This is a genomic window from Nocardia sp. NPDC058176 (assembly GCF_042883805.1).
GTDB lineage: Bacteria > Actinomycetota > Actinomycetes > Mycobacteriales > Mycobacteriaceae > Nocardia.
The window spans coordinates 620,978-642,418 of record NZ_JBHVVA010000003.1; the positions used below are offsets into that span (position 1 = coordinate 620,978).

The following is a 21,441-nucleotide window of genomic DNA, read 5'->3' on the forward strand; positions in this document are numbered from 1 at the left end:
GCGCTCACACGACGGTGAGCGGCAGGGGCTTTCCCCGGTCGGTGAAGGCGAAGCCGGCACCGGTGCTGAAACGGGTCACCGCGACCTCGGACGCTTCGCGGAACGGGTGGTCGGCGAGGTCGATGTCGACGGTCCAGCCGTGCTGATCCGTCGCGGTGACCTGGGCGACGAAGCGCGGGTTGACCCCGCGGACAAGGGCGTCGAGCGGACGCAGGTCCTCGGGTGTCAGCATCGACGGCCAAGCGCCGTCGGTGAGCGCTCCGCTGGTGTTCGGAAATCGAAGGCGCACAACGGAGGACACCTCCGAGATGCCGATTCCCGTGTAGCCGAGCGGATTCAGCGCCGGATGCAGACGCAGCACCGTGGCGAGGGCGCCCGGATCGTCACCGAGGCCGAGGCAGCGCCGGATGCGCTCCGAGGTCAGGCCCGCGATCCCGGCGAACTGCTTGCGCCCGATCCCGAGAGCCGTCGCCGCGTCGGAGCGGTCGGTGATGGCGATCATGAAGCCGAGCGTCAGCAGATGCTGCTGCAGGCAGATCTCGTCGGCGATTCGCCGCAGGGCCGAGTGGGAGAAGTCGCTGAAGCGCAGATCGCTCAACAGTGGGCCGCCGTAGTCGGCCCGCCCCAGCTCGCCCGGATCGATCGCGGCCAACTCCCAGCCCGCGGCAGCGGAATTCGCGACGCGTGCGGCATGGACCGGGACGGCGGGCGGGACGTTCGTGGGATCGATCACCACCGTCCACGCGCACACCGGAGTCCGATCAGCCGGCCGACGCGGCGGACGGTGCACCGGCCGCACCTGGGCGTGCGGATTGGTGGCCAGTGCGGTCGCGTCGAAGGTGGGGTCCTCGATGTCGTGGCACATCGCCACCACGAACTCCTCGCCCATCGGCTCCACATCGGCCAGCGCGCCGCAGTGATCGAGCCAGAACTCGCCGTGATCGTGGTCGTCGATCCGGAACCGGAAGTCCATGAACTGGGGCGGCGCGCCGATGTCGAGTTGCAGCCCCTTGAAGATGGTTTCGACGCTGTCCCCGGTGAAGCGCAGGGCTCGCTGCATGCGGCGGGTGTAGACCGGGCTGGCCAGCTGCCATTCCTCGATGGCCACCGCGGTCATGCCCTCCCGGCCGAACGCCGCGATGGTGTGCGCCATCCCGGACCGGTCGATGAGGTGCCCGCACAGCAGCAACTCGGGGACCAGGGCGGCCAGCTGGTCGCGGGACAGCGACGCGAACGTACTCATCGGATCACCACAGGGAGACGGGTGATTCGCCGATGCGGTACCAGCCGGGCAGCGGATCACGCGAGACCGAGCGCTCGATGCGCTGGTGCATGCCGGGCGAGAGGGCGTTGTCGGTGATCATGTCGAGGAACATCGCCGAGACATTGCCGAAGTCGAAGAAGTCGCGCTGCCAGGACCATTGGAAGTCGCCGCCGTAGCGGAACCAGCTGCCGCCGATCCCCTCGGGGGAGTAGTGGCGGCCGTCGGCGCGGGTGCCCTCGTTGACCTGTTTCCAGAAGCCGATGACGGTGCCGCTGCGCTCGTCGATGACGAATTCCTGGTACGGGTAGGTCCAGCCCTCGAGGCCGAGCATCTCCTGTCCGAGGGCGTAGTCGCGGATCTCGTCGCGGCCAACGGACATGAATTCCTGCTTGGGACCGTAGTTCCAGCCGTAGGTGGCGTCGGTGGTATACATCTCGGCAAGGGGCTTCCAGTCGCCCTTCTCCTCGCAGCGTTTGTTCTCCGCGACCCAGCGCCGCACCATCTCGTCGAGTTCGGCCCGTTCGAAACTTGCCATCAGTCAGTGCCTTTCACAGCGGAGTCGGGTTCGCCACCGTCGGCGAACGACAGTGCCCGGGTGGGGCAGTAGCGGATCGCGGTCTCCACGGCCTCGTGTTCCGCGGCCGCCGGGGTGGGGTCGACGATCTGGACGGTGCCGTGTTTGGGCACGGTGAAGACCGCGGGCGCCTCGTCCTGGCAGACCCCGTGGCCCTGGCACAGATCGAGGTCGACGACGATCCTCATGACGCGTCCAGGTCCCGCAGCGGCGCCTCGGGCTGCACCTCGACGAGCACCATGTGCGCGCCGCGCGGCATCGAGACGACGGTCGCGACCGCGTCGGCGAGGTGTTGCGGGCGCAGCATGTAGGGGTGGCGTGCGAGGCCCCAGTCCTTCCAATCCTGCAGCACCGGCCCGACGATCTCGGGCGTCGAGTCCATGCCCATACCGGTCAGCGTCGGGCCGGGGCGCACCAGGGAGGCCCGAATTCCGCTGCCCTCCAATTCCATTCGCAACTGGCCGACCATCGCTTCGAGACCGTTCTTTGCGGCGCTGTAGGCACCGGAGCGTGGTCGGGGATTGTCGGCGCAGTCGGAGCTGATCACCACGAGGTCGCCGCGCCGCCGGGCCGTCATCCCGGGCAGCACCCGATGGACCAGCCGCTGCGCGCCGACGAGATGGACCTGCACCTGGTGGAGGAAGCGTTCCGGGTCCATCTCGCCGACGAGGGAGAACTCGATGTCGCCCGCACCGGAGACGAGGATCTCGGTTGGGCCGAGCGTGCGTTCGGCGGCCGTCACGAACTCGTCGACCGAGGCGCCATCGGTGACATCGAGACGGTGGGCATACGCTTCCCCGCCACCCGCGCGGATCTTGGCGGCGATCTCCTCACACAACTCGACCCGGCGCGCGCCGAGGGTCACCGGATGACCGAGCTGGGCCAGGGCGAGCGCGGTCGCGGCGCCGATGCCGGAGGACGCGCCCGCCACCAGCGCGGGCCTACGATCGGGGTTGGGTTCGAATCGGGGCACTAGCTGACCTCCACTGTGATCGGGAGTTTGGCGAAGCCGCGGACATTGGTGGAGTGCACCCGGACGATGCCCTCGGCGGCGACGTCGAAAGACCGGACCCGCGCGGCGAATTCGCCGAGCACGATGGTGGCCTCCAGGCGGGCCAGGTGCGCGCCGAGGCAGAAGTGCACGCCCGCACCGAAACTGGCGAGCGCCGCGCCGCCGGTGCGGTCGATGACGTAGCTGTCGCCGTCGTCGAAGGCCGCTGGATCGCGGTTGGCCGAGCCGATCAGCAGCAGCACCTTCGCCCCGGCCGGGATGGTGCCGCCGTGATAGTCGAGGTCGACCGCCGCGGTGCGGGCCACGATCTGGCTGGAGGTGTCGTAGCGCAGCGTCTCCTCCACCCAGTCGCTGACCAGCTCCGGTTCGGCGACGACCTTCGCGTACTCGGCGGGATCGGCGCCGGCCCAGTAGAGCGCGTTACCCAAAAGCTTGGTGGTGGTCTCGTTTCCGGCGACGACCATCAGGAACATGAAGCCGATGATCTCGTGGTCGGTGAGGGTGTCGTCGTCGATCTCGGCGTCCAGCAGCGCCGAGGTGAGATCGTCGGTGGGCTGCGCGCGGCGCTGGGCGACCATGTCGGTGTAGTAGCCGAACAGCTGAATCGATGCCTCGATCGCGTCGACGGGCACGTCGAGCACGCCCTCCTCGCGATGCACCACCAGATCCGCCAGCCGGCGGATCTCGGCCCGGTCGGACTCCGGCACGCCCATGAGTTCGGAGATGACGTCCATCGGGAGCTTGCCCGCGACCTCGTCGATCCAGTCGAAGCTGCCGCGCGCGAGGGCGGGCTCGAGATGTTCCAGGGTGATCTCGCGGATGCGGACCTCCATCTCGGCCACCCGTTTCGGCGTGAATCCCCGGAAGACGAGCCTGCGCATCCGCATGTGCCGGGGATCGTCCATCGCCAGGAACGACATCACCCGGTGCGCGTGCGGACCCCAGGCCGCCGGATCGAGCGAAACGCCGTTGGCACTGGAGAGCCGGTTGCTGTCGCGGAACGCCGCGATCACATCGGCATGCCGCGACAGCGCCCAGAAATCGAGGTCCGGATTGTGGTAGAGCGGCGCCTCGGTGCGCAGGCGGTGGTACGTGGGATAGGGATCGTCGTGGAATCCGTAGTCGTACGGGTCGAAATGCACGGGCTCCACAGTGGTGTCGGTCATCGCGAGCACCCCGGTTTCGATAGGTCGTCTCCGCCGGCGGCGGGGGCCGAGAACCCAGAGGGAGACACGTAGCTGGACATGTGTCTGGACGGTACCACCGACATAAGTTCAATACAACGCTTTCTGCCTTCTACCGGCCGTTGTCGTCGAATCCCGGCCTGTTCAGAAAACTGGACCAGTGTCTGGAATGTGGTCTAGATCATATGGTACGGTCTCCGCCATGACGGGGGTATACGGCGAAGTCGCACCGGATTCCGGGGACGCGGCGGGCACCGGTGACCCGGGTGCCGGGCACGTGCTTCGCCGGAACTTCGCCGAGACCGTCGGGGCCGGCGTGGCGACCTTCGGCCGCGCTCTGCGCATGGGCGCCGCGGCGATCTCGCTCGGTACCGGCGACGCCCTTCGCGGGCGATTCCAGGTTCACGAAACCCTCGCGCAGGCCTGGTTCCTGATCAGGGTCACCGCGGTGCCGAGCATTCTGATGGCCATCCCGTTCGGCGTCATCGTGTCCGCTCAGGTCGGCAATATCGTGTCCGAACTCGGCGCGGATTCGATGATCGGCGCGGCGGGTGGTCTCGGCGTCATCAAGCAGGGCGCGCCGATGGCGACCGCGATGCTGCTCGGTGGCGCGGGCGCCGCCGCCATCGCGGCCGACCTGGGCGCGCGGACCATCCGCGAAGAGGTCGACGCGCTGCGGGTGATGGGCGTCGACCCGGTGCAGCGCCTGGTGGTGCCGCGCATCGCGGCCATGATGCTGGTCGCGCCGCTGCTCAACATCTTGATCATCGTCATCGGGATCGGTTCCGGGTTCGTGGTGGCGGTGTCGGCGCTGGATGTCACCCCGGGCAGCTACTGGCAGTCCTTCGGGGCGTTCACCACACCGATCGATGTGTGGGTCTCGCTGGTCAAGGCGCTGCTGTTCGGCTTCCTGGTCGTCGTCATCGCCTGTCAGCGCGGGTTGGAGGCCAAGGGCGGACCGCGCGGGGTCGCCGACGGGGTCAATGCGGCCGTGGTGATGTCGATCGCCGCGGCCGTCGTCCTCAACACGGTGATCACCCAGGTGGTCACGATGTTCTTCCCGGTGAGGATGGCCTGATGAGCGCCGCTCCCTACTACCCCGCCGGGCTGCGGTGGCTGGGCAGGCTCCGGCGCCGCGGCCTTCGCCCGGTCGAGTCGATCGGCTTCGCGATCGGTTTCGGCTGGCAGGTGCTCCGGTCGGTGCCCTACACGCTCGTGCACTACCGGCGCCAGACGGTCACGATGGTGACCGACATGACCTGGGGCCGTGGCTCGGTGATCATCGGCGGCGGCGTGGTGCCGCTGATGCTGCTGCTCGGCGCGGCCATGGGCGCGTCGATCGGCATCGAGGCGTTCAGCGCGCTGAACCTGCTGTCCCTCGGTCAGCTCAGCGGTCTCATCTCGGCCTTCGGCGTGACCCGTGAGCTGGCGCCGATCGCGGCCGGGATCGGTTTCGCCGCGCAGGCGGGCTGCCGGATGACCGCGGAGATCGGCTCCATGCGCATCTCCGAGGAGATCGACGCCCTGGAATCGCTCGGCATCCGCTCGGTGCCGTTCGTCGTGACGACCCGGGTCATCGCCGGGATCATCGCCGTCGCACCGGCATTCGTGGTCGCGCTCATCCTGAGCTACTTCTCCTGCGCGTTCATCGTGACGACGATCCACGGGACGCCGATCGGCACGTACAACCACTACTTCGACCAGTTCGTGGTCGGCTGGGACGTCTTCGCCGCGACCGTCAAGGTGATGGTGTTCGCCATCGCGGTGGTGCTGATCCATTGCTATCAGGGCTATTTCGCGACCGGCGGCCCCGAGGGCGTCGGGATCGGTTCCGGGCGGGCCATCCGGGCGAGTCTGGTGGCGATCATCGCGCTGGACATGATCGCCACGATCCTGCTGTGGGGGTTCCAATCTCCCGTCACGTTCACCGGGTGATGCCATGCCTGCCTACGCTCTGCCGGGAACCGAAGTGGGACCTGGGCGTGCCCGTGTCCTCGGCACGCTCGCCGTCGTGCTCGCGCTGGTCGGCGTGCTCGCCTGGCGGATCGTGCCCGACAGTGCGCCCGCCGACGAGATCCGGGTCGCGCTGCTGGTCGGCGAGGTCGGCGCGGGGGTGGGGGAGGGCACCGATGTTCGGCTCGACGGTGTGCGCGTCGGCTCGGTCAGCGCGATCGACGCCGCGGGGCGAAACCGGCAGCGCCTCGAACTGACGCTGAGCGGGTCCGAGCTGTTCGGCCTGACGAACGCGCTGCGCATCGACTACGCGCCGGGCAATCTCTTCGGCATCAGCGCCATCGAACTGCACCCGGCGGCGGGCGGTGCGGTGCTGGCCGACGGATCGACGGTCGACCTGACCGGTCGCGCGGCCGACCGAGTGCACGACGCGACGCTGGCCGCCCTGCTGAAATCGACCGGGGACCTCACCGACGAGGTGCTGACCCCGAAACTCGTCGAGCTGCTCGGCACTCTCTCCCGTGAGCTCACCGCCTTCACCCCGTTGCTGGAGGCCATCGGCACCACCGCCCGCTCCTACGCGGAGACCAGGCAGCTTCCGCCGTCTGTGCTGTTCGAACAGTTCGGTTCGGCGCTGACCGGTCTGCCGCCGATGCTGACCGGCGCGCTGACGCTGCTGTACGCGGAGTACACGAACAAGTACCTCGCGGTACCCGACCAACTCCGGCGGTTCAGCGAGATGTTCGTCGGCATCCAGTACGAGCTGCTGCCGACCGTCACCGAGCTGCTCACCACGTCCGAACGATATTTCGGGGAGATCCTGCCCATGATCGGCCTCGTTCTCGACCGGCTGGCCGGTTCGGTCAGCACCCCGGAACGCTCGGCCCAGCAGCTGAGTGAACTCCTCACGCGCCTCGACATCGCCTTTCGCGAGACACCCGACGGCCCGGTGCTCACCGCCCGGATCGAGCTGGACGTGGTGCCGGGTCTGGCGGGACCGCTGGGCGCGATGCTCGGGGGTGGCCGCTGATGACGACATCTGCCCTGCTGCTGCGCGTGGCCACGGCGACGCTCCTGATGGGTGTGGTGCTGGCCGGTGTCCTGCGGGTGATCGAGCGCCCGGTCGACGGTGAAACCCACACCTACACAGCACTGTTCACCGATGCGAACGGCCTGCGGGGCGGTGACGATGTGCGCCTCTACGGCGTGCAGGTCGGCAAGGTGCGTGCGGTCGAACTCGACGGCGCGCTCGCCCGGGTGCGGTTCACCGTCACCAGGGATCGGGCGCTGTTCACCAACACCATGATCGCCATCCGCTACCAGAACCTCACCGGCTTCCGGTATCTCGCCGTCGAACAGCCGGATCACCCTGCGGGACCGCGTGATCCGGACGCCATCTTCGGCACCGCCGAGACCGTGCCGGACTTCGACATCACCCGGTTGTTCAAGGGTTTGCAGCCGGTGCTGGCCGAACTCGCCCCCGATGATCTGAATCGGTTCGCGACCAGCATCCTCGCGGTGATCCAGGGTGAGGGGACCGGATTGGGGCAGGCGTTGGGCGCCATCGACCGGCTCAGCCGCTATGCCTCCGATCGGCAGGCGGTGCTCTCGACCCTGGCGGGCAACCTCGCCGATGTCGCCGAGCACCTCGGCGGGAAGTCGGGCAATGCGATGACACTGCTGACCAATCTGACCAACCTGTTCATCACCATCACCGAGAAGCTGCCCGGCCTCGTCGACTTCGCGAACGGGATTCCCGGTGTGCTGCAACCACTGCGGAGCATGCTCGCCGTCTTCGGGGTCACCGGCGAACCCGGCCGCGACCTCGACGCCGCGCTCCGCCGGGCGTTTCCCGATCCCTACGACGCGGTCGCGGCGTTCGAGAGCCTGCCCGGCCTCATTCAGGCGATGACACAGGCGATTCCGCCCACCGGGCCCGACCTCACCTGCGCGCAGGGGGATGCCACGGCACCGGAACCACTGCGGGTGCTCATCGCCGGACAGGGGATCGTGCTGTGCCACCGATGACGCGCCGACGGGCCACCGACTCGCACGCTGACGAATTGCGCTGGGGGATAGCGGGATTGTGCGCGGCCGTGCTGCTGCTGATCGCGATCGGCGCGGTGTACGTCACCGGAACGACCGCGCAGCGCACGTATTCCGCCGAGATGAGCCAGGCGGGTTCGGTCCGCGTCGGTGACGACGTGCGTCTCGCGGGGATCCCCGTCGGAAAGGTGACCGCGCTGACCCTGCTGCCGGATCGGGTCAGGATGGAATTCACCGTCACCGACGACGCGTTCCTCGGCGATCAGACCACCCTCGACATTCGGATGCTGACCTTCGTCGGCGGCTACTACGTGGCAGTCCTCCCCGCCGGGACGACACCGCTCGGTGACCAGGTGATCCCCGTGGAGCGAGTCATCGTGCCCTACAACCTGACCCAGGCCTTCCAGGACGCGGTGCAGCCGGTGCGCCGGATCGACGGCACCCTCTTCCGGCGCGACCTCACCGCCCTGTCCACCGCGATCGACAGCAGCCCGGATGCCGTGCGGTCGGCGGTGCGCGCGGCCGGGGACGTGGTCACGATCCTGGACGAGCAGAACGCCGACATCTCCCGCACCCTGGCCATCGCCGACGAGTATCTGACCGCGCTCGACGCGAACGCCGAGGTGCTGGCGGATCTGATCCTCACCCTCGGCACGCTCGAACAGATCATCCAGACCAACAAGGTGCAGGTCGCGGAATCGCTGCGTGACCTGGCGGTCGTCCTGCGGGGTGTCACGCCGCTCGGACGGGCGTGGGACGACTCGCTCGCCGAGCGTGCCAGGCCACTCGCCGAGGCGATTCCGGCACTCGAAGAGCTCGGCGGTCGGCTCACCACCCTGTCGGGTTCCGTTCGCGCGCTGCTGGAAAGGCTGCTTCCGCTCCTGCCCGAGGGTGGCGGGGTGCATGTCGACCAGTCCGGTGTGACGATCCCGCTTCCCGCGGTGTGCGTGCCGCTGCCGGGAGGTGGTTGTTGATGTGGCGGCGGATCCTGGGATCGCGCGGGCTGATGTCGGCCGCGGTGGTGCTGACCCTCGTGCTCGCCGGTGCGGTCGGCCTGCGATTGAGCACGCCGAGTCCGGCGATGCGTGGGTACTGCGCCGAAATGCCCGACAGCATCGGGCTCTACGAAGGCAGCGCGGTCACCGTCATGGGCGTGCAGGTCGGGCGCGTCACGGGGATCAGCATCGAGGGGGCATCGGCGCGCGTCGAGTTCCTGGTCCGCGCGGATCGCAGGCTGCCGCTCGATGTCGGGGCGGTGACCGTCAGCGACACCCTGATCGCCGATCGGCGGCTGGCCCTGATCGGCGCCGAACCTGCTGGGCCGGGCTGGGATTCGAGCGAGTGCATCACCAAAACGCTGACGCCCAAGAGTCTGTCGCAGACCTTCGACGCGCTTGCCGCGCTCGCCGATCAGCTCAACGGTGCGGGAGATCCCGTGCAGCGCAATGCCATCGGCGCCGGGATCGACGCGCTCGATCGCGCGACGGCGGGGACGGGCGAGGAGATCAACGACATCATTGTCGCGCTGAGCCGGGCACTGGCCGCACCCGATGAGGCGATCGGCCACATCGGGCAGCTGCTCGACGCGCTCGCCGCCCTCGCCCATCGGGCCCGCGGCGGCTGGTCACAGGTGGAGACCACGGTGACCGGGCTGCCGCAGACCTTCGACGACATCGTCACCATCGCGTTCCCGCCGATCATCCAGATCGTCGCCACCCTGTCGGACCTGCTGCCCCAGCTCAACGATGTGATCATGATGTTCGGCTCGCCCGCACTGCGTGCGCTGGACTCGGTGCCGGATCTGTCGCGGATGATCGCGGCGGGCGTGGGTTCGCTCGCCGACATCATCGCCATGACACCGGCCGTCGCGAGTGGCTTCGCCGGTGCCGTCGACCCGGCGAGCGGAGCGCTGACCATCGGTTACGCCCCACCGAAACTCGCACTCGCCCAGCAGGACGCCGACCAGGTGTGCGCCGCCGTGCTGGTCGTGACCGGGCAGCAGTGTCAGGCAGCGGAGAACGGGGCGATGACGATTCCGGCCCTGCCCGTCCTGCTCGGGGCGGTGAGCGCCCGATGAGACGAGCCGCCCTCCTGCTCCTCGCGGCGCTGATCGCCGTCACCGGATGTGGCTTCCAGCCCGCCGACCTGCCGGTGCCGGGTGCCGGTGTCGGCGGGCCGACGTATCCGCTGCGGATCGAGTTCGCCGATGTGCTCAATCTCCCGCAGGGCGCCAAGGTGATCGCGGCCGGCGTCCGGGTCGGCGTGCTCACCGGGGTCACCCTCGTCGATCCCGTCGCCACCACCCCGGGCTACGTCGTGGCCGAGGTCGACATCCGGCAGTCGGTGCGGCTCGCGGTGGGCACCACCGCCGAATTGCGCCAGGAGACGCCGCTCGGTGACGTCCACATCGCGCTGAGCGAACCCATGGACGCGACAGCCGGCGAGCTGATGCCGGGCGCGACCATCCCGCTCGCGGACACCACCCAGTCGCCGCCGATCGAGGACATCCTGGCCGGACTGTCCACCTTCGTCGGCAGTGGCGCGGTGGCCGACTTCCAGCACATCGTCGCCACCATGAACGGGGTGTTCCCCGACGATCCGCGCGACACCGCCCGCCTCGCCGAGGTGCTCGGCGCCGACCTCGCCGACCTCGGCGCGCATCTGCACTCGGTCGACGCCCTGCTCGACGGCATGGAGGCGACCGTCGAGGAAGGACTGCGGCGCAACCTGCCGATCCTCGACGAACTGCTCACCCCCTACGGCGTCGAACACACCACCGAGGCGGTGAACGCGCAGATCGGCGTCATCTTCGTGCTGACCGCGCTCGGCCCGGTCGCGCCCAGCGCGCAGTGGCTCGGGCCGCTGCTGTCCTCCTTGGACGACACCACACGGGCCCTGGTTCCCATGCTGCTGGGTGCCAACCCCCTCGACACCGAATCGCCCTCGAACATGAAGGCACTCGTCGATCTGATCAACACCGAGCTCGTTCCCTATGCCGCCCACGGCCCGAAGATCGACGTGGTCGAGGTCGGGCTCGCACCGATCACCACGGGCGAGCACACCGCGCGCATCGTCGACACCCTGCGGATGATCGGTCTGGTGCGATGAATCTTCGTGCGGTGGTATCGCTCTCGGCGATCGCGGCAGTACTGGTCTTCGGCGTCACGTACATGTCGCTCGGGGTGCTGCGGCTGGATCCGCGGATCGGGTACATCACCGTCGACCTGCGCCTGGCGAATTCGGGTGGGCTCGGTCCGAATTCGCCGGTGCTGCTGGCCGGTGTGCGGGTCGGCCGGACCGAGTCGGTGCGCAAACAAGCCGACGGTGTGCTCGTCCGGCTGCGGATCGACGACCGCTACCAGCTCCCGGTGTCCAGTGATGTTCGGATCGAACAGCTTTCGGCCCTCGGCGAGCCCTATGTGGCCTTCGCGCCGACCAGCGACGCGGGCCCGTATCTGGCCGACGGCCAGGTCGTCGACGCGAACCGGGTCCACCTGCCGATGACCGTCACGGCGCTCTCGGCCCGGCTGGTGGAGCTGCTCGATCAGATCCACCCAGAGGCGATCGCCCGCCTGGTCGACACCTTCGACCGCGCCCTCGCCGGAACCGACGCCGCGATGCAGACCCTGCAGCGGTCATCGACGCTGCTCGCGGCCACCCTGCTCAGCCGCACCGAAGCCGTCCGGCAACTCTTCACCGACGTGCAGGCCCTCGGCGGCGACATGGCCTGGCTCGGCCCGTCGCTCGGCACGGCGGGCCCGCTGTTCGGCGAGTTCGGCGTGACGCTGAACGCGATCGTCGAATCGGGATCGGCGCTGGTCGAGAGCCGTCCGGTGCCCGACTACTTCACCGGCGACGGCCTCGTCCCCTTTCTCGCCGAGCTCACCACCCTGATCGAGGAGATCGGGCCGGGCATCGCCCCGCTGGGACAGATCCTCGGTCCGGTGGTCACCGACGCGGTGCGGCGTAGTCCGGCCATCGACATCAGCACCCTGATCGACCAAGCCCTGCAGAGCGTGGACGCCGAGGGCACAGTGCATTTCCGCATCGGCGTCAAATAGCCGGACGAAGGACAGACCATGAGCACCGAAGCAGCCACCACGACCGACGCCGACGAACCGTCGCCGCGCACGGTGTCCGTGCGACTCTCGACCGTCCTGATCACCGCCACGATCGGCGTCCTCGTTGCCGCGGTGATCACTTTCGCCGCACTGTATTTCGCGGTGAACGCGACGCTCGCCGAGCGCGAGGAGCGCGAGGCCGATGCCAGGCATGTCGAGCAGATCGCCACCGATTACGGCGTCGGCGCGTCCACCATCGACTATCGCGATGTGCAGGCGTGGTTCACCCGGCTGCGGGCCGGCACCACGCCGCAGCTGGCCGCGAAATTCGATGCCACCGCACCGCAATTGGAGCAGATCCTGCTGCCCCTGCAGTGGACGTCGACCGCGACGCCGCTCTCGGCGACCGTGACGTCGGAGAGCGGCGGCATCTACAAGGTCAACGCGTACTTCGATGTGGTCTCCACCAGTGCGCAGACGCCCGATGGAACGCGGTCGACCGTCACCTATTCGCTCACCGTCGATCGTGGCGCCGACTGGCAGATCACCGAGGTGGGTGGCATCCAGAACGCGCTGCCGACCAAGTAGCCACCTTCAGTAGGCGATGAAGAGGATCTCGTCGCGGGTGTAGTCGTGACCGGGGTGGTTCTCGGCCAGGTGCGCCTTGGTCTGCTCGACCAGATCGTCCTCGTTGGTGGCCTGAATGGTGACGCCGCACGGGCAGTTGAGGCGAGTCTTCATCGTCTTCTCCTTGTCTGGACAGTAGTCCGGATTGTATTCCAGTTCGTGTGTTACCGTGGCCCGCATGGGAGCTGACGATCTGTTCGCACTGGCCGAACAGACGGTCGGATTCATGCCGCCCGAAGAAGGACACGCGCTCTACACCGCCGCCCGCGAGTACGCGGGCGATGGGACCATCCTGGAGATCGGTACCTACTGCGGCAAGTCGACCGTGTATCTCGGTGCCGCCGCCCGCGAAACCGGCGCCGGTGTGGTCACCGTGGACCACCACCGCGGCTCGGAGGAGCACCAGCCGGGCTGGGAGTACCACGACACCACCCTGATCGACCCCGTGACCGGCGTCTTCGACACCCTGACCGCATTCCGGCGCACCATGATTCGTGCCGGCCTCACCGACACGGTGACCGCGATCGTCGGCTCCTCCAGCGCCGCGGCCCGCATCTGGCGGACACCGCTGCGCATGCTGTTCGTCGACGGCGGGCACACCGAGGAGGCCGCCCAGCGCGACTACGACAACTGGGTGCACTGGGTGGCGGGCGGTGGACTGCTGGCCATTCACGATGTCTTCCCCGATCCCGCCGACGGTGGTCGCGCGCCGTTCAACATCTATCGCCGCGCGCTCGACAGCGGAAAGTTCCGCGAACTCTCGGTCACCGGCTCGCTGCGCATCCTGCAGCGCACCGCCGCCTGCGGGTGAGCGGTCAGCGGGGGAGCTCGCGGAAGATGCCGTTGCCCGCGGTGGTGCGGGACAGGGCGTCGGCGGCGAGGACGACGGCCGCCGCGGTCCAGGTGGTGCGTTCCTCCGGCCAGCGTTTGCCATCGGTGAAAACCAGTCCGGTCCAATAGGATCCGTCGGTCTCGCGCAGATGCTGCATGGCGCCGAACAGCTCGGTGGCGGCGCGGGTGTCGCCGATGGCGTCCAGGGCGAGCACGAGCTCACAGGTCTCCGCGCCGGTGACCCACGGTGCGTCGGACACGCAGCGGATGCCGAGGTCGGCGACGACGAATTCGTCCCAGTGCCGGGCGATCCGGTCGTGTGCCGCCGCGCCACGGACGGCACCGCCGAGGACGGGGTAGTACCAGTCCATCGAGTAGCGGCTCTTGTCCAGGAAGGCTTCTGGGTGCCGGCGCAGGGCGTGGCCGAGCCGGTCGCGGGCGGCCGCCCAGTCCGGGCGCGGATCGCCCACCCGCTCGGCGAGGGTCACCGCGCAGCCGAGGCTGTGGAAGATGCTCGAGCAGCCGGTCAGCAGGGCCTCGCCCGAGGACCCGGATTCGTTGGCGGACCAGTGGATCTCGCCGTGGCTGCCCAATTGCAGGCCGAGGACGAAATCGATTCCGGCGCGGACCGTCGGCCAGAGTTCGGCGGCGAACCCGGTGTCGCCGGTGATCGTGAGGGCGTGCAGCACGCCGGTGGCGAGGTAGGCGCAGAAATTGGTGTCGGCGTCGTGGTTCTCGATCACGCCCTCGCGCAGCTGCATCGGCCACGAGCCGTCGTCGCGCTGGGATTTCGCCGACCAGATGTAGGCGTCGCGGGCCTGGTCCCACAGGCCGGCGACGGTCAGTGCCATCGCGGATTCGATGTGGTCCCACGGGTCGGTGTGGCCACCGGTGAACCAGGGGATCGCGCCGTCGGGTTCCTGTGCGGCGGCAATGGATTCGGCCGTGCGGCGCAGCTCGCGGGCGGACAGGATGCCGGGAACGGCCGGTAGGTCAGCGGACAGCACCGCGCACCACCGGTTTCGTGAAGTAGAGGGCGACGGACTTGCCGACCAGGGGGTTCAGCAGCCGTTCGGCGGTGCGGGTGAGTGTGGGCGCGGACATCATGTCCCACACCAGCAGGCGGTGATAGGCGCTCACCAGCGGATGGTTGTCGTCGCGCACGCCCACCGCGCATTTCAGCCACCAGAACGGTGAGTGCAGGGCGTGTGCGAAGTCCTGATGGTCGTAGCGCAGGCCCCGCGCGGTGATCTTGTCGCGCAGTTCGTCGGCGCGGTAGATGCGCACGTGGCCGCCCTCGTTGGCGTGGTACTCGTCCGAGAGCGCCCAGCACAGACGTTCGGGCAGCCAGCGTGGCACCGTGACCGCCAGTGCGCCACCGGGTTTGAGCACCCGGGTCAGTTCGGCGATGGCCCGGTTGTCCTGCGGGATGTGTTCGAGGATCTCCGAGGCGATGACCACGTCGAATTCGCCGTCACCGTAGGGCAGATCGAGGGCGTCACCGCGCACGGTCTCGGCCTTGGCGTACTCGGGTGCCTCGCACGCGTCGGCCATGGCCTCGAACATGGCGGTCACCCCCGACAGGTCCTCGGCGTTCTGGTCGAAGGCGACGATGTCGGCGCCCCGGCGGTAGGCCTCGAAGGAGTGCCTGCCCGCGCCGCAGCCGATGTCGATCACCCGTGACCCGGGGCCGACGCCCAAGCGGTCGAAGTCGACGGTCAGCACGGTGCCTCCTGGTGGGACGAGGGCGTCATCGGGTGGTGCCCGGTGACGTGGGGGAGCGGCGGGCGATCGCCCGTTCGTAGACCTCGACGGTCCGCGCGGCGACCGCCGACCAGCTGAACAGCTCGAGGACGCGTCGGCGACCGGCCGCGCCCATCCGGTCGCGCCGATCGGTGTCGGTGAGCAACGCGCCGAGTACCCGGGTGAGCGCGTCCACATCGCCCGGCTCGACCAGCTCGGCGCAGTCCCCGACGACCTCGGGCAGCGCACCGGCCCGACTGGCGACCAGCGGCGTGCCGCTCGCCATGGCCTCGACGGCGGGCAGCGAGAACCCTTCGTACATCGAGGGAATGCAGGCGAGTTCGGCCGAGGCGAGCAGTTCGGCCAGCTGCTCGTCGCTCACTCCGCTGACCGGGGTGACGATATCGGCGATGCCGAGTTCGGCGATCAGCTTCTCGGTCGGGCCGTTCGGTTCCAGCTTCGCGACCAATCGCAGTTCGACCTCGTGGTTGTGGCGCAGCAGGGCAATGGCTTTCAGCAGATGCGCGATGCCCTTGAGTGGCTTGTCGGCGCTGGCGACCGCGACGATCCGGCCACGGATCCGCGGCGTCTCGCGCGGGCGGAACAGCGCGGTGTCCACGCCGAGCGGCACGGTGTGCAACTGGTGCGGTGCCACCTCGAAGTCCGCCGCGATATCGGCGGCCGAGGACCCGGAGACCGTGATCAGGTCCGGAATCCGCTGTGCCACCCGCTGTTGCATGCCGAGGAATCCGTACCAGCGTCGCACGAACAGCTTGCGCCGCCACGGCGCCGCCGCCAGATCCACCGCGCGGTCGCGGGTGATCGGATGGTGGACGGTCGCCACCAGCGGGAGCCGCTCGGCGATGTCGAGCAGGCCGTAGCCGAGGCACTGGTTGTCGTGCACCACGTCGAAATCCCGTGCGCGCGTGGACAGCAGCTCGGCAGCGCGCAGGCTGAACGTGCGGGGCTCGGGGAATCCGGCGGTCCACATGGTGGCGAGTTCGAGCAGATCGATGCGGTCGCGGATCTCGCGCGGGTGCGGTGTGCGGAAAGGGTCTTCGTCGCGGTAGAGGTCAAGACTCGGCACCTCGGTGAGCCGTACCCGGGGATCGAGATCCTCGGGATAGGGCTGGCCGGAGAACACCTCGACCTCGTGGCCCAGCTCGACGAGCCCTTGACTCAGGTACCGGACGTAGACACCCTGCCCGCCACAGTGCGCCTTGCTCCGGTAGGACAACAGTGCGATCCGCATCAGTACACCGTCCCCGACTCGAACCTGACCTGCCAGTGTTTGATGCCGTTGATCCATCCCGACCGCAGCCGCTGTGGCTCCGACACCTGCGCCAGGTCCGGCATCGTGTCGGCGATGGCGTCGAAGATCAGCTCGATCTCGAGGCGGGCCAGGTTCGCGCCCACGCAGAAGTGCGCGCCGGTGCCGCCGAAGCCCAGGTGTGGATTCGGGTCGCGGGTGATGTCGAAGCGGAACGGGTCGTCGAAGGCGTCTTCGTCGAAATTGGCCGAGCTGTAGAACAATCCGATGCGATCACCGGCGCGGATCCGCCGGCCGCCGAGCTCGGTGTCGGCGGTGGCGGTGCGCTGGAACGCGGTCACCGGGGTCGCCCAGCGCACGATCTCGTCCGGTGCGGTGCGCGGTCGCCGCTGTTTGTAGAGCTCCCACTGGTCCGGGTGGTCGACGAAGGCCTTCATCCCGTGGGTGATGGCATTGCGGGTGGTCTCGTTGCCCGCCACCGCCAGCAGGATCACGAAGAAGCCGAACTCGTCGGAGCCGAGCGCCTCCCCGTCGAGATCGGCGTGCACGAGCCTGCTGACGATGTCGTCGGCTGGGTCGACGCGCCGCTGCTCGGCCATGTTCCAGGCGTAACCGAGGAGGTCCGTCGCCGCGGTGGACGAGGCGTCGGTGGTCCGCGCGTCGCCGTACTCCGGATCGTCGTAGTTGAGTATCTGGTTCGACCAGTCGAACAGCTTGCGGCGGTCCTGCTGCGGGACCCCGATGAGTTCGGCGATGGCCTGCAGGGGCAATTCGCACGCCACCTGTTCGACGAAGTCGCCGCCGCCGGTCGCGCGGGCCGCGCGCACGATGGCCGCGGCCCGCTCGGCCAGTGCCGCGCGCAACCCCTCGACCGCGCGCGGGGTGAACCCCTTGGCGATGATGCGGCGGATCTTGGTGTGCTTGGGCGGGTCCATGTTCAACAGCAGGGCGCCGGTGAGTTCGATCTGCTCGGGCGTCACCTCACCGGGCAGCCGGATGACCGAACCCTTGCGCGCGGAGGAGAACAACTCCGGATTGCGCGAAACCGCTTTGATGTCGTCGTGTTTGGAGACCACCCAGTAGCCGCCGTCACGGAAGCCGCCCGACTGCGGGTCGGTCTGGGCGTTCCACCACACCGGGGCGGTCCGGCGCAGCTCGGCGAATTCCTGGACGGGGTTGCGGGATTCCCACAGGGCAGGATCGGTGAAGTCGAATCCGTGGGGGAGCGACGGCGCTGACACGGTGCCCCTACCGCTGCCTGCGGCGGTAGCGCACGCGACAGGGTTGTTCGAGCTGCACGACCATCTTCGAATGGTCGTTGCGGTAGGTGTCCGAGGGCTGGGCGAGTTCGAACTCCCAGTCCCGCAGCAGAATCGAGAAGATCGCCTTGAGCTGCATGAGCGCGAACGGCGCGCCGACGCAGCGGTGCCTGCCCGCGCCGAAGGGGATCCAGGTCCAGCGGTTGAGGATGTCGTCCTGGCGCGGGTCGAGGTAGCGCGCGGGATCGAAGGCGTCGGGGGCGGGGAAGTCCTCCGGAATCCGGTTGGAGACCGCGGGGGTGGCGGCGACCATGTCGCCCGGCGCGATCCGGTGCCCGCACACCTCGAACTCCCCGCGGGCCAGGCGCATCAGGATGATCAGTGGCGGATGCAGCCGCAGGGTCTCCTTGAGCGCGGCCTCCAGGTTCGGAATCTGGCGCAGCGCATGGTGACTGACATCGGCGCCGTCGGCGTAGAGCTCGTCGAGCTCGGTGACCACCCCGGCCAGTGTCTCGGGGTGGCGCAGCAGTTCGATGATCGTCCAGGCCGCCGTTCCCGAGGTGGTGTGGTGGCCGGCGAACATCATCGAGATGAAGATGCCGGTGATCTCACTCGCCGAGAACCGCAGCGCCCCGTTCTCGTCCTTCACCGAGACCAGGACATCGAGCATGTCGCGATCGTCCTTGCCGCTCGGCGGGTTTGCCTGGCGCTGATCCATGATCGCCTGCACCAGCTCGACCAGGGCGACCCGCGCCGCGTCGCGCCGGGTGAAACTCTCGATCGGCGCGTACGGATCGACGTAGGCCAGGGCGTCGGTGCCCTGCTCGAGCTCGTGGTAGAGATGCGCGAACCGCCCGTCGAGCTGATTGCGGAACTTCACCCCGATCAAGCAGGACGAGGAGGTGTAGATGGTCAGCTCGGCGAAGAACTCGAGCAGGTCGATCTCGCCCGCGTCGTCCCAGCCCGCGACCATCCGATCCACCTCGGCGGCAATGGTTCCCGCGTGCCCGCGCATGTGGTCGGCGCGCAGTGCCTGGTTGTGCAGCATCTCCTTGCGGCGCTCGGGCGGCGCGTCGAAGACCACGCCCTCGCCGAAGATCGGCTTCATGAACGGGTAGGCGGCGCCCTGATCGAGATCCTCGTCGCCGGCCCGGAAGAAGAATTCGTTGGCCTCGGCACCGGAGAGCAGGACGACATCACGTCCGGCGAGTTCGAAGGCCCCGACATCGCCGCACTCGGCGCGGACCCGCCGCATCAGCGCGATCGGGTCGGTGCGGAACTCGGTCAGGTGCCCGTGTTCGCCTTCGCCTCCGGATACGCGCCGTGGTTTGACCAGCGTCATTGGAAGTCCTTCCCGGAATACCGTCCAGACACTTGGTGGACAGGTGTCTAGACAGTACTACGGGTAACCGTGCGCGACAAGGCTCGGCACCGCGCGGTGGGCGCGTCAGCCGTCGGTTGCGGGCTCGGCCATCAACCGGCGGGCGCACATTTCCAGCAGGTCGGCGACCTGCGCGTAGGACAGCAGGCCCATGCCGCCCTGCAGGAGCGCGCCGGAGTACAGCAGTTCCAGCGCGGCAAGGCGTTCGGGATCCTTCGCGCCGAGCGCTTCGCCGAGCCGGCGGCGGATCTCCCTGCCGATGCGCACCCGGAGGTGTCGCACGTCGGGATCGTCACCCAGTAGTGCGCTGCTGACAGCCCCGGCCAGCGCGGGTTCGTCGGCGACCAGCATCGAGACCTGCCGGAGGACGGCGATCACGCGGACGGTCGCGTCGGACTCGCCCGGCTCCATGGGCGCCAGCGCGACGAGCCGCCGCCAGAACACCTCGGAGATCAGGTGCTCCTTGGAGGAGAAGTACGTGTAGGCGGTGGCGGTGCCGACCCCGGCCGAGGCGGCGACGAGCCGGATCGTCGTGCCCGAATAGCCCTCGCGCGCGAGCACGTCGACGGCGGCGACGGTCAGGCGGTCGACGGTGTCGGCCTGTTTCTCGGTCAGGCGTCGTCGCGTTGCTTCGATACCGGTGGGCGCGAGTTCGGACATGTGTCTGGATGCTACTCGCCATGGCCTTGCGTCTGGTCTATGAACCGAACTATATTCCGTACACCTGTCCAGACACATATCGGAGCTGCGCTATGAACGGCCTCGTCCCCGCCGAAGGCACGCCACTGTTGATCGGCGGCAAGCTGATTCCGGGTGGTTCCGGTGTCTTCGCGACCATCGATCCCGCGACCGAGGAGGTGCTCGGGCACGCCGCCGACGCCTCGGCCGCCGACATGGACGCGGCCATCGCCGCGGCGCGCACCGCGTTCGACGAGACGTCGTGGTCGCGTGATCCGGCACTGCGTGCGCGTTGCCTGCGCCAACTGCGTGACGTGCTGGGCGAACACCTCGAGGAACTGCGCGCGATCACCATCGCCGAGGCGGGCGCGCCGCGCATGCTGACCAGCGGACCGCAGCTGGAAGGGCCGATCGCCGATCTGTCCTACGCCGCCGACCTGGCCGAGAACTACACCTGGGAAACCGATCTCGGCACCAGGGACCTGATGGGCATCGCCAGCCGCCGGGTGATCCGCCGCGAAGCCGTCGGGGTCGTCGGCGCCATCACGCCGTGGAACTTCCCGCACCAGATCAACCTGGCCAAGCTCGGCCCCGCGCTGGCCGCGGGCAACACCGTGGTGCTCAAGCCCGCCCCCGACACCCCGTGGTGCGCGGCGGTGCTCGGCCCGCTCATCGCCGAGCACACCCATTTCCCGGCGGGCGTGATCAATATCGTCACCTCGTCCGATCACGGCCTCGGCGCCCAGCTGGTCGAGGACCCGCGGGTCGACATGATCACCTTCACCGGCTCGACCCGGACCGGTCGCTCGGTGCTGGTCGGCGCGTCGGCCACCCTCAAGCGGACCTTCCTCGAGCTGGGCGGCAAATCCGCCGCCATCGTGCTCGACGATGCCGATATCGCGGCGGCGGCCGCGTACACCGCGTTCACCGTCGCCGTGCACGCCGGGCAGGGCTGCGCGCTCACCACTCGGCTGCTGGTTCCCCGCGCGTCCTACGATGCGGCGGTCACCGCGGCGGCCGGTACGTTGCGCGGGCTCACGCCTGGCGACCCGGACGATGCCGGAACGGTCTGTGGCCCACTGATCTCCGAGCGGCAGCGGGCGCGGGTGGAGCGCTATCTCGAGATCGCGCGCGCCGAGGGCGGGCGGATCGAGGTCGGCGGTGGCAGGCCGGCGAGCCGGGAGCGCGGGTACTTCATCGAACCGACGCTCATCAGCGGACTCGACAACACCGCGACCGTCGCGCAGGAGGAGATCTTCGGTCCGGTGCTCGTCGTGCTCGCCCACGACGGCGACGACGACGCGATCCGGCTGGCCAACGAATCGCCCTACGGCCTGTCGGGCTCGGTCTGGGGCACCGATCCGGACCGGCTCGAGCGGGTGGTCGCCGGCGTGCGCACCGGGACGCTGAGCGTCAACGGCGGGCTCTGGTACCACGCCGACGCGCCCTTCGGCGGCTACAAGCAGTCCGGCATCGGACGCGAGATGGGCATCGCCGGTTTCGAGGAATACCTCGAGACCAAGTTGATCGCCACCCCCGCCTGACCGACCCCACGCAC

Annotated in this window: 23 protein-coding genes; 11 read left to right on the forward strand and 12 right to left on the reverse strand. The window is 68.8% G+C overall.

From position 1 onward, the window contains the following. Positions 1-4: 4 nt before the first annotated feature. From ACFVVM_RS20785 to ACFVVM_RS20805, 5 genes are read right to left on the reverse strand one after another with little or no spacing between them, the layout of a single operon-like run. The gene (locus ACFVVM_RS20785; RefSeq protein ID WP_387620580.1) at positions 5-1,243 is read right to left on the reverse strand and encodes a hypothetical protein; all 1,239 of its coding nucleotides are present in this window, start codon (positions 1,241-1,243) and stop codon (positions 5-7) included. Positions 1,244-1,247: 4 nt separating this feature from the next. After that, positions 1,248-1,799: a nuclear transport factor 2 family protein gene (locus ACFVVM_RS20790; RefSeq protein ID WP_387620583.1), complete on the reverse strand. Its 552-nt coding sequence runs from the start codon at positions 1,797-1,799 to the stop codon at positions 1,248-1,250. Then, positions 1,799-2,026 (reverse strand): ferredoxin, encoded by a 228-nt coding sequence (locus tag ACFVVM_RS20795; RefSeq protein ID WP_387620585.1) that lies wholly within the window; start codon positions 2,024-2,026, stop codon positions 1,799-1,801. The genes ACFVVM_RS20790 and ACFVVM_RS20795 overlap by 1 nt, the downstream gene beginning before the upstream one ends. Continuing rightward, entirely contained in the window at positions 2,023-2,811 is a 789-nt protein-coding gene (locus tag ACFVVM_RS20800) for an SDR family oxidoreductase (RefSeq protein WP_387620588.1), read from the reverse strand. The genes ACFVVM_RS20795 and ACFVVM_RS20800 overlap by 4 nt, the downstream gene beginning before the upstream one ends. Then, positions 2,811-4,016, reverse strand: coding sequence for a cytochrome P450 (locus ACFVVM_RS20805; RefSeq protein ID WP_387620591.1), 1,206 nt, complete (start codon positions 4,014-4,016; stop codon positions 2,811-2,813). Before ACFVVM_RS20805 ends, ACFVVM_RS20800 begins: the two co-directional genes overlap by 1 nt. 220 nt (positions 4,017-4,236) lie before the next feature. Here ACFVVM_RS20805 and ACFVVM_RS20810 point away from each other — a divergent pair, with 220 nt between their 5' ends. The 9 genes from ACFVVM_RS20810 to ACFVVM_RS20850 are packed head-to-tail and all read left to right on the forward strand — an operon-like array spanning position 4,237 to position 12,682. Further along, a complete protein-coding gene (locus ACFVVM_RS20810) occupies positions 4,237-5,112 on the forward strand; it encodes an MlaE family ABC transporter permease (protein ID WP_387620594.1) in 876 nt (291 codons plus the stop codon). Further along, the gene (locus ACFVVM_RS20815; RefSeq protein WP_387620596.1) at positions 5,112-5,969 is read left to right on the forward strand and encodes an ABC transporter permease; all 858 of its coding nucleotides are present in this window, start codon (positions 5,112-5,114) and stop codon (positions 5,967-5,969) included. The genes ACFVVM_RS20810 and ACFVVM_RS20815 overlap by 1 nt, the downstream gene beginning before the upstream one ends. 4 nt (positions 5,970-5,973) lie before the next feature. Next, positions 5,974-7,017, forward strand: a complete 1,044-nt coding sequence (locus ACFVVM_RS20820; RefSeq protein ID WP_387620599.1) for an MlaD family protein — start codon at positions 5,974-5,976, stop codon at positions 7,015-7,017. After that, positions 7,017-8,015: an MlaD family protein gene (locus ACFVVM_RS20825; RefSeq protein ID WP_387620601.1), complete on the forward strand. Its 999-nt coding sequence runs from the start codon at positions 7,017-7,019 to the stop codon at positions 8,013-8,015. Before ACFVVM_RS20820 ends, ACFVVM_RS20825 begins: the two co-directional genes overlap by 1 nt. Next, the gene (locus ACFVVM_RS20830) at positions 8,012-9,007 is read left to right on the forward strand and encodes an MlaD family protein (RefSeq protein WP_387620604.1); all 996 of its coding nucleotides are present in this window, start codon (positions 8,012-8,014) and stop codon (positions 9,005-9,007) included. Before ACFVVM_RS20825 ends, ACFVVM_RS20830 begins: the two co-directional genes overlap by 4 nt. Next, positions 9,007-10,110: an MlaD family protein gene (locus ACFVVM_RS20835; RefSeq protein WP_387620607.1), complete on the forward strand. Its 1,104-nt coding sequence runs from the start codon at positions 9,007-9,009 to the stop codon at positions 10,108-10,110. Before ACFVVM_RS20830 ends, ACFVVM_RS20835 begins: the two co-directional genes overlap by 1 nt. Continuing rightward, entirely contained in the window at positions 10,107-11,141 is a 1,035-nt protein-coding gene (locus ACFVVM_RS20840; protein WP_387620609.1) for an MlaD family protein, read from the forward strand. Before ACFVVM_RS20835 ends, ACFVVM_RS20840 begins: the two co-directional genes overlap by 4 nt. Continuing rightward, complete coding sequence (locus ACFVVM_RS20845) at positions 11,138-12,094, forward strand: MlaD family protein (RefSeq protein ID WP_387620612.1); 957 nt, start codon at positions 11,138-11,140, stop codon at positions 12,092-12,094. The genes ACFVVM_RS20840 and ACFVVM_RS20845 overlap by 4 nt, the downstream gene beginning before the upstream one ends. 18 nt (positions 12,095-12,112) lie before the next feature. Continuing rightward, positions 12,113-12,682: a hypothetical protein gene (locus ACFVVM_RS20850; protein WP_387620614.1), complete on the forward strand. Its 570-nt coding sequence runs from the start codon at positions 12,113-12,115 to the stop codon at positions 12,680-12,682. Between the two features lie 6 nt (positions 12,683-12,688). Here ACFVVM_RS20850 and ACFVVM_RS20855 read toward each other — a convergent pair whose 3' ends face one another. After that, on the reverse strand, positions 12,689-12,835 hold the full coding sequence (locus ACFVVM_RS20855) for a DUF1059 domain-containing protein (RefSeq protein ID WP_387620617.1): 147 nt from the start codon (positions 12,833-12,835) through the stop codon (positions 12,689-12,691). 64 nt (positions 12,836-12,899) lie between these two features. Here ACFVVM_RS20855 and ACFVVM_RS20860 point away from each other — a divergent pair, with 64 nt between their 5' ends. After that, the gene (locus ACFVVM_RS20860) at positions 12,900-13,532 is read left to right on the forward strand and encodes a class I SAM-dependent methyltransferase (RefSeq protein WP_387620620.1); all 633 of its coding nucleotides are present in this window, start codon (positions 12,900-12,902) and stop codon (positions 13,530-13,532) included. Positions 13,533-13,536: 4 nt separating this feature from the next. Here ACFVVM_RS20860 and ACFVVM_RS20865 read toward each other — a convergent pair whose 3' ends face one another. The 6 genes from ACFVVM_RS20865 to ACFVVM_RS20890 form a co-directional block, all read right to left on the reverse strand. After that, positions 13,537-14,559 carry a prenyltransferase gene (locus tag ACFVVM_RS20865; RefSeq protein ID WP_387620622.1) on the reverse strand — a complete coding sequence of 341 codons (1,023 nt, stop codon included), beginning with the start codon at positions 14,557-14,559 and terminating at the stop codon, positions 13,537-13,539. After that, entirely contained in the window at positions 14,546-15,277 is a 732-nt protein-coding gene (locus tag ACFVVM_RS20870; protein ID WP_387620625.1) for a class I SAM-dependent methyltransferase, read from the reverse strand. Before ACFVVM_RS20870 ends, ACFVVM_RS20865 begins: the two co-directional genes overlap by 14 nt. A 25-nt stretch (positions 15,278-15,302) precedes the next feature. After that, on the reverse strand, positions 15,303-16,547 hold the full coding sequence (locus tag ACFVVM_RS20875; RefSeq protein WP_387620628.1) for a glycosyltransferase family 4 protein: 1,245 nt from the start codon (positions 16,545-16,547) through the stop codon (positions 15,303-15,305). After that, positions 16,547-17,806, reverse strand: a complete 1,260-nt coding sequence (locus ACFVVM_RS20880) for a cytochrome P450 (protein WP_387620631.1) — start codon at positions 17,804-17,806, stop codon at positions 16,547-16,549. Before ACFVVM_RS20880 ends, ACFVVM_RS20875 begins: the two co-directional genes overlap by 1 nt. 7 nt (positions 17,807-17,813) lie before the next feature. Then, positions 17,814-19,166 carry a cytochrome P450 gene (locus ACFVVM_RS20885; protein WP_387620634.1) on the reverse strand — a complete coding sequence of 451 codons (1,353 nt, stop codon included), beginning with the start codon at positions 19,164-19,166 and terminating at the stop codon, positions 17,814-17,816. A 105-nt stretch (positions 19,167-19,271) separates the two neighbouring features. Continuing rightward, on the reverse strand, positions 19,272-19,865 hold the full coding sequence (locus tag ACFVVM_RS20890) for a TetR/AcrR family transcriptional regulator (RefSeq protein WP_387620637.1): 594 nt from the start codon (positions 19,863-19,865) through the stop codon (positions 19,272-19,274). A gap of 92 nt (positions 19,866-19,957) precedes the next feature. Here ACFVVM_RS20890 and ACFVVM_RS20895 point away from each other — a divergent pair, with 92 nt between their 5' ends. Next, the gene (locus tag ACFVVM_RS20895) at positions 19,958-21,427 is read left to right on the forward strand and encodes an aldehyde dehydrogenase (protein WP_387620640.1); all 1,470 of its coding nucleotides are present in this window, start codon (positions 19,958-19,960) and stop codon (positions 21,425-21,427) included. The last annotated feature ends 14 nt before the right edge of the window (positions 21,428-21,441 follow it).

Coding starts and splice junctions, on each gene's coding strand:
- ACFVVM_RS20840 (WP_387620609.1), top strand. CDS start 10,107: ATGAGACGAGCCGCCCTCCTGCTCCTCGCGGCGCTGATCGCCGTCACC.
- ACFVVM_RS20890 (WP_387620637.1), bottom strand. CDS start 19,865: ATGTCCGAACTCGCGCCCACCGGTATCGAAGCAACGCGACGACGCCTG.
- ACFVVM_RS20790 (WP_387620583.1), bottom strand. CDS start 1,799: ATGGCAAGTTTCGAACGGGCCGAACTCGACGAGATGGTGCGGCGCTGG.
- ACFVVM_RS20875 (WP_387620628.1), bottom strand. CDS start 16,547: ATGCGGATCGCACTGTTGTCCTACCGGAGCAAGGCGCACTGTGGCGGG.
- ACFVVM_RS20785 (WP_387620580.1), bottom strand. CDS start 1,243: ATGAGTACGTTCGCGTCGCTGTCCCGCGACCAGCTGGCCGCCCTGGTC.
- ACFVVM_RS20795 (WP_387620585.1), bottom strand. CDS start 2,026: ATGAGGATCGTCGTCGACCTCGATCTGTGCCAGGGCCACGGGGTCTGC.
- ACFVVM_RS20835 (WP_387620607.1), top strand. CDS start 9,007: ATGTGGCGGCGGATCCTGGGATCGCGCGGGCTGATGTCGGCCGCGGTG.
- ACFVVM_RS20810 (WP_387620594.1), top strand. CDS start 4,237: ATGACGGGGGTATACGGCGAAGTCGCACCGGATTCCGGGGACGCGGCG.
- ACFVVM_RS20895 (WP_387620640.1), top strand. CDS start 19,958: ATGAACGGCCTCGTCCCCGCCGAAGGCACGCCACTGTTGATCGGCGGC.
- ACFVVM_RS20850 (WP_387620614.1), top strand. CDS start 12,113: ATGAGCACCGAAGCAGCCACCACGACCGACGCCGACGAACCGTCGCCG.
- ACFVVM_RS20885 (WP_387620634.1), bottom strand. CDS start 19,166: ATGACGCTGGTCAAACCACGGCGCGTATCCGGAGGCGAAGGCGAACAC.
- ACFVVM_RS20820 (WP_387620599.1), top strand. CDS start 5,974: ATGCCTGCCTACGCTCTGCCGGGAACCGAAGTGGGACCTGGGCGTGCC.
- ACFVVM_RS20845 (WP_387620612.1), top strand. CDS start 11,138: ATGAATCTTCGTGCGGTGGTATCGCTCTCGGCGATCGCGGCAGTACTG.
- ACFVVM_RS20825 (WP_387620601.1), top strand. CDS start 7,017: ATGACGACATCTGCCCTGCTGCTGCGCGTGGCCACGGCGACGCTCCTG.
- ACFVVM_RS20860 (WP_387620620.1), top strand. CDS start 12,900: ATGGGAGCTGACGATCTGTTCGCACTGGCCGAACAGACGGTCGGATTC.
- ACFVVM_RS20815 (WP_387620596.1), top strand. CDS start 5,112: ATGAGCGCCGCTCCCTACTACCCCGCCGGGCTGCGGTGGCTGGGCAGG.
- ACFVVM_RS20830 (WP_387620604.1), top strand. CDS start 8,012: ATGACGCGCCGACGGGCCACCGACTCGCACGCTGACGAATTGCGCTGG.
- ACFVVM_RS20855 (WP_387620617.1), bottom strand. CDS start 12,835: ATGAAGACTCGCCTCAACTGCCCGTGCGGCGTCACCATTCAGGCCACC.
- ACFVVM_RS20805 (WP_387620591.1), bottom strand. CDS start 4,016: ATGACCGACACCACTGTGGAGCCCGTGCATTTCGACCCGTACGACTAC.